Annotated in this window: 5 protein-coding genes; 4 read left to right on the forward strand and 1 reads right to left on the reverse strand. The window is 67.6% G+C overall.

The genetic code is table 11. The annotated features are described in order from the left end of the window. Window positions 1-94 precede the first annotated feature (94 nt). The gene (locus ACV4UX_RS01110; protein ID WP_491591498.1) at window positions 95-1,555 is read right to left on the reverse strand and encodes a response regulator; all 1,461 of its coding nucleotides are present in this window, start codon (window positions 1,553-1,555) and stop codon (window positions 95-97) included. A 430-nt stretch (window positions 1,556-1,985) separates the two neighbouring features. Between ACV4UX_RS01110 and ACV4UX_RS01115 the strand changes: the two genes are divergently transcribed. The 4 genes from ACV4UX_RS01115 to ACV4UX_RS01130 all read left to right on the forward strand — a co-directional run. Continuing rightward, window positions 1,986-3,203 carry an ammonium transporter gene (locus tag ACV4UX_RS01115; RefSeq protein ID WP_491591499.1) on the forward strand — a complete coding sequence of 406 codons (1,218 nt, stop codon included), beginning with the start codon at window positions 1,986-1,988 and terminating at the stop codon, window positions 3,201-3,203. A 12-nt stretch (window positions 3,204-3,215) separates the two neighbouring features. Beyond that, window positions 3,216-3,554 (forward strand): P-II family nitrogen regulator, encoded by a 339-nt coding sequence (locus tag ACV4UX_RS01120; RefSeq protein WP_173087195.1) that lies wholly within the window; start codon window positions 3,216-3,218, stop codon window positions 3,552-3,554. Between the two features lie 48 nt (window positions 3,555-3,602). Next, entirely contained in the window at window positions 3,603-6,170 is a 2,568-nt protein-coding gene (gene glnD, locus ACV4UX_RS01125) for a [protein-PII] uridylyltransferase (RefSeq protein WP_491591500.1), read from the forward strand. 64 nt (window positions 6,171-6,234) lie between these two features. Further along, window positions 6,235-6,736: peroxiredoxin (locus tag ACV4UX_RS01130; protein WP_491591501.1), on the forward strand; the 502-nt coding region annotated here is incomplete at its 3' end.

Genomic DNA, 6,736 nt, shown 5'->3' on the forward strand with positions numbered 1-6,736 from the left:
GCTGGCGCAAAGCTTTGCGACGGGTATCAGGGGCGGCTGCAAAGAGCCGCCCCTTTCATTTCTGAAAACCTGGTCAAGTTGACGAAAAGGGAATCTACCCCTGTGCCGGAGGGGTCTGGGGCGCGGCGCGGGGCACGCTCATGGTGAAGAGGCCCTTGCCGTCCTTCTGTTCGAAGGTGAGCGAGCCTCCCATGGAGCGCAGCATCCGGTAGCAGGAGGCCAGACCCACCGATTCGCCGCCCTCGTCGAAGGGCAGGAAGAGCTTTTCCACATCCTCCACGGGGCGGGCCTGCACGCCGCCCACCTCCAGGTTCAGGAAGCGCTCGCCCGCGAAGCAGCGCAGCCACATCTCGCCCTTGGGGGCCAGGGCGGCCTGGGTGGCGCGGATGAGGTCGATGACGATCTGGGCCAGGATGTCCGGGTCTTCCTCCACCTGGGCGTTGGCCCGGTCCAGTTCCACGCGGGGGTGCACGTCGTTGCCTTCCAGGGAGGGGGCCAGCAGTTCCAGACCGCGGATCACCACGTCGGCCAGGTTGATGCGCATCCGGTGGGACTTCACGGGAGTGAGGTAGTCCCGGATGCGGTCCAGGAGCTTTTCCAGCCTGCGGGCCTCGTCGAGGATGATGGCGGCCTCGGGCAGGCCTGGCTGTTTCTGCTGGAGACGCCGGGCGTAGCCCCCGATGGACATGAGGGGGTTGCGGATTTCGTGGGCCACCTCGGCGGAGATGGCGCCCAGGGTTTTCACCTTTTCCTTCTGCACCAGGTATTTTTCCAGCATGAGCCGGTCGGTGATGTCCAGGATGACGCCTTCGATGCCGGGGCGCGCCGCGCCCGGTTCGCAGTCGGCCTGGGGGATGGACTTGAGGATGCCGTGGACCACGCGCCCGGAGCGGTGGAGCATGCGGCAGGTGCGCGAGAAGGTGACGGAGCAGTCGGCCAGGGCCTGCTGGAGCAGACCAAGCACCATGGGACGTTCGTCGGGGTGGAGGCGAGCGGGCAGCCATCCCGGTTCCGCCAGGGCCTCCTCGGGGGTGAAGCCCAGCATGCTGCGGCAGGCCATGTTCACGAACTGAAGCTCCATGCGCTCATCGAGGCTGAAGACCACCAGGGGGAGGTTGCGCACGAGGTTTGCGTAGCGGTCCTCGGCCTGGCGGACCTTGCGCGCAAGTTCGCGGCGCTCCAGCACGGCGGAGACGGCGTGCCCCAGGAGGTCGAAGCTTTCGATGGGCTTGGTGAGGTAGTCCCAGGCGCCGAAGCGGAAGGCGCGGATGGCGTCCTGCATGTCGGAGCGTCCGGAGATGACGATGACGGGGGTGTCGTCTTTCCGGGCGGTTTTTTCTTCCAGGAACGTGAGTCCGTCCATGACGGGCATGCGCAGGTCGAGCAGCACCAGGTCGGGGGATTGCGATGCGAGGATCTCCAAGCCTTCCAGCCCGCTGGAAGCTTCCAGTGGCCGATGCCCCGCGTCTTCGATCCAGGCCACGAGGGTGGCGCGGACGGCGGGGTCGTCGTCCACGGTAAGGATGGTTCTGGGCGATTCCCTGGGATCGATCATGAGTCCCCCATACACCGAATCTGGACGGCGGACAGCATATTTCTAAGGGATCCGAGGGGACGGAACCCGTTGGTGCGCGAAGCCCGTCCGTTTTTGAAGAGCTTGAGGCTGTTTGGTTTCAAATGAGAAAAAATTGCGGTTGATGTAAAAAAATGGCAGTATCCGTCGCGCGAGCGTTTGAAAAAAATTCTGTTTTTTATCCACCACTTAGAGACATTGCCATGGGTCAACGACATTTTTGAACAAAAAAAATCAGCAGGGGGCGTTTCGAGAAAAAACTTGCAAAAGTGTAAAAGCAGCGTTAACTGTCGAGCCGTGCTGCCCGCACCGGACTGGGCAGGCAGGCAACTTCCGGACGGCGTGCGGGAAGCACCCGGCCCCGGCGGGACGGCCCCGCCGGGGCCACCACTGAAAACAGGAGGATTCTCTGATGAACGCGGCGGACACTGCATTTATCCTCATCTCGGCGGCCCTGGTGCTGCTCATGACCCCGGCCCTGGGCCTCTTCTACGGCGGCATGGTCCGCTCGAAAAACGTTCTGGGCACCCTCATGCACTCGAACGTGATCATCGGCCTGATCTCCATCGAATGGGCCGTGCTGGGCTACTCCATGGCCTTCGGCCCCGACATCGGCGGCCTCGTGGGCGGCATGGACTTCTTCGGGCTCAACAACGTGGGGCAGACCCCGCACGAGACCTACGCCAACACCGTGCCCCACCTGGCCTTCATGGCCTTCCAGATGATGTTCGCCGTCATCACCCCGGCGCTCATCTCCGGCGCGTTCGCGGAACGCATCCGCTTCAGCGCCTTCTTGCTCTTCTCCCTGCTTTGGGGCATCTTCATCTACAACCCGCTGGCCCACTGGGTGTGGGGCGGCGGCTGGCTGGCCAGCCTGGGCGCGCTGGACTTCGCGGGCGGCGCGGTGGTCCACATGAGCTCCGGCGCTTCGGCCCTGGCCTTCGTGCTCTTCCTCGGCAAGCGCAAGAACTATGGACGTGAGCCCTTCATCCCCCACAACCTGCCCATGACCATCCTGGGCGCCGGTCTGCTCTGGTTCGGCTGGTTCGGCTTCAACGCCGGCTCCGCCCTCACCGCCGGCGGGCTGGCCTCCATGGCCTTCGTGACCACCCACCTGGCCGCCGCCGCCGCCTCCCTCTCCTGGATCGTCGCGGAGTGGATGCACCGCGGCAAGCCCACCACCCTGGGCCTGGCCTCCGGCGCCGTGGCCGGCCTCGTGGCCATCACCCCCGCTGCGGGCTTCGTCACCCCCATGAGCGCCATCATCATCGGCCTGGTGGGCGGCGTGGTCTGCTACATCGGCGTGAACCTGAAGCACATGTTCAAGTACGACGACGCCCTCGACGTGGTGGGCGTGCACGGCCTGGGCGGCACCTGGGGCGCCCTGGCCACCGGCCTCTTCGCCACCAAGGCGGTCAACGAGCTGGGCAACGACGGCCTCTTCTACGGCAACGCCGAGCTGGTCTGGACGCAGTTCATCTCCGTGGTTGCCACCTGGGCCTTCTGCTTCGTGGGCACCCTCATCCTCCTGGGCATCGTCAACGCCATCGTGAAGGTCCGCTGCTCCGAGGAAGACGAAGTGAAGGGCCTCGACGTGAGCCAGCACGGCGAAACCGGCTATCAGAACTAAGGAAGGTCAACCATGCGCAAGATCGAAATCATCACCCGGCCCTACAAGCTGGAAGACATCAAGAAGGCCCTCACCGACGCGGGCGTCAAGGGCATGACCGTCTCCGAGGTCAAGGGCTTCGGCCGCCAGCGCGGACACAAGGAGATCTACCGCGGCGCCGAGTACCAGGTGGACTTCGTGCCCAAGATCAAGATCGAGCTGGTCATCGACGCCGCCCTGGTCCCCGCCGTGCTCAAGGCCGTGGAGGGCGCGGCCCGCACCGGAGAGGTGGGCGACGGCAAGATCTTCATCACCCCCGTGGAGGACGTGGTCCGCATCCGCACCGGCGAAACCGGCAAGGACGCCATCTAACGCACGCATCGGGCGGGGGCCGTAAGGCGGCCCCCGCCCCTTTTCACGATGCCCCCATCCCCCTCCAAGGCCGCCCGCGCGCTGGACAGAAAGCGCAAGAAGCTCTTCGAAGCCCCGGCAAACGGCCTTTGCCAAGACCTCTCAGACCTCTTCGACGCCTATTTCAGGTCTCGGCTTGCCGAAATCGAGCCGGTCCGCGCCCCCTACGCCGTGGCGGCCGTGGGGGGCTTCGGCCGTCGGGAGCTCTGCCCCCGCTCGGACATCGACGTGCTCATCCTCTACAAGGACCGCGTGCCCGAAGAGGCCAAGGCCCTGGCCCAGGCCCTCTTCTTCCCCCTGTGGGACCTGGGGGCGGAACTGGGCCACGGCGTGCGCGACACGGGCGAATGCCTCAAGCTGGCCAAGACCGACTGGCAGGTCTTCGCCTCGCTCCTGGACGCCCGCTTTCTGGCGGGAGACGAGGCCGTCTTCGCCGACTTCATCGCCCGGCGCGACGCCAGGCTCCTTCCTGGGCGCGCCGTCCCCTTCAAGGAATGGCTCACCGGGCAGAACTCCCGGCGCGCCGTCGTGCACGGCGACGCCTCGGGCATGCTGGAGCCCAACCTCAAGGAGGGCCTGGGCGGCCTGCGCGACGTGCACCAGGTCCGCTGGCTCCACCAGCTGGACGCGGCCGAGGGCCGCGGTCTGCCCCTGGAATGGCTGGACGTGCTCGAAGCGCATCTGCGCTTTCTGCTGGCCGTGCGCAACCGCCTGCACCTGCTCGAAAACCGCAAGGAGGACCGCCTGAGCCTGGACGCCCAGCGCGCCCTGGCCGGTCCCCTGGGCTACAAGGCCCACGAAGGGATGCTCGACGTGGAGGTCTTCCTGGCGGAACTGCACCGGGTGATGGCCGAGATCCGCACGCTGCACCGCGCCCTGTGGCCGCTCCTGGCCGCGCCCGGCGGGCAGCCCGGCACGGTGCGCCCCCTGGGCGGCGGCGTGCTTCTCACGCCCGGCGGGCTCGATTTCCAGGGAGCGCCCCCGCGCGCCCATCCCGAGAACGTCTTCGACATGTTCGGCCACGCCCTGCGCCTGGGCGAGCCCCTGGCCCTGCCCGCGCGACGCGCCATCCAGGCCGGTCTGCCGGAACTGGAGAGCTTCGCGGCCACGGACCTGGGCGGAGCGCGCATCCTGGCGCTGCTGGAGAAGGCCCTCAAGGAGCCCCGCGCCGGGCAGGCCCTGGCCGACCTCTTCGAGACCGGCGCGCTGGGGGCCATGATCCCCGAGTTCGGCCACGTGCAGGACATGGTGCAGTACGACGTTTTCCACATCCACCCCGTGGGACGCCACACCCTGGAAACCATCCAGGAGATCCGCAAGGCGGCCCTGCCGGGGCACCCCTACCACCCGATCTTTTCGGGGCTGGAAAGGCCGGAACTGCTCCTGCTGGGTGCGCTCTTCCACGACGTGGGCAAGGGCCAGGGCGGCGCGCATTCCGAAAAGGGGGCCGAGATCGCCCGCGCGGTGCTCACGCGGCTGGGTCTGGACGACGAGGCCGTCTCCACCGTGGGCTTCCTGGTGCTGCGCCACCTGTTGCTGGCCGACACGGCCATGCGCCGCGACATCTCCGACCCCGACGTGCTGGCCGCCTGCGCCCAGCGCACCGGAACCCCGGAGCGCCTGGACATGCTCCTGCTGCTCACCATGGCCGACTCCCTGGCCACGGGGCCCTCGGCCTGGAACGACTGGAAGGCCGGGCTCATCGGCGGGCTCTACCGGCGCATCCGCACCCTGCTGGCGGGCTGCACGCTCTTCGGCCCGGGCGGGGCCAGGCCCCTCCTGGAGCTGCGCGACTCGCTGCGCGAGAAGGCCGGATGCCTCTTCAGCCAGGAGCGCGTGGAGGCCTGCCTGGACGCCATGCCCCCGCGCTACCTGCTCAGCCGGGGCGAGGGCGACGTGCTCTGCGACCTGCGCCTCGTCTCGCGCCTGGAGGAGGCCCTGGAGGAGGACTACCGCATGCGCCCCTCCTCGGTGGCGGGCCGGGGCGTGGTGGCCATCGAGGTGGACCGTCTGGCCGACGGCTGGGGCGTCACCCTGGCGGCCAAACGCCAGCCGGGGCTCTTCGCGGCCATGGCCGGCGTGCTGGCCCTGCACGGGGTGAACATCCGCTCCGCCGACTTCTTCCTCTGGAGCGACAACACCGAAATCCACCACTACCAGACCGCCAACCCGCCCGACACACTCTACCCCGACGAACTCTGGGCGCGGGTGCGCCGCGCGGTGCGCTACTCGCTCACTGGCAAGCTCTCCCTGGACTACCGCATCCAGGAGAAGCGCGCCTCGCCCCTGGCCCCCAAAACCCCCGACCTGGGCGTCAAGCCCTGGGTGGAGGTGAACGACGAGGCCAGCGACTACTTCACCGTGGTGGAGGTGCGCGCCGCCGACCGCCTGGGTCTGCTCTACGACCTGGCCGTGGCCCTGGACTCCCTGGGCCTGGGCGTGCACGCCGCCAAGATCGACACCCAGGGCCTGGAGGTGTTCGACGCCTTCTACGTTCGCACGGCCCAGGGCCGGAAGGTGCGCGACGAGCAGCGCGCGGAGGAAATCGCGCGCATCGTGCTGGCGAGTCTCGTCTGAGAGTGGACGCGGGGCGTCTCCCGGGGTATGGGTTCGCAAAGACCCCTGCCTTGCGGAGGACCCCATGGACCACGCCCCCTGCCCGCCTGGACTGCCCCGCATCGGCGATCCCGCCCCCGGCTTCGAGGCCGAATCCACGCAAGGCGTGATCCGCCTGGAGGACTACAAGGGCTCCTGGCTGGTGTTCTTCTCCCATCCCGCCGATTTCACACCCGTCTGCACCACGGAGTTCATGGCCTTCGCGGGCGTCCACGAGCGTCTGCGCGCCCTGGATTGCGAACTGCTGGGGCTCTCCATCGACTCGGTGTTCTCCCACATCGCCTGGGTGCGCCGCATCGAGGAGACCTTTGGCGTGCGCGTGGAGTTCCCCGTGGTGGCCGACATCTCCATGGACGTGGCCAGGCTTTACGGAATGATCATGCCGGGCGAATCGCGCACCGAGACCTCCCGCTGCGTCTTCGTCATCGATCCGGCCCAGAAGGTGCGCGCGGTGGTCTGGTATCCGCTCTCCACGGGGCGCAACACCGAGGAGATCGTGCGTCTGGTGGAGGCGCTTCGCGCCACCG

It is taken from the genome of Fundidesulfovibrio sp. (genome assembly GCF_058402725.1).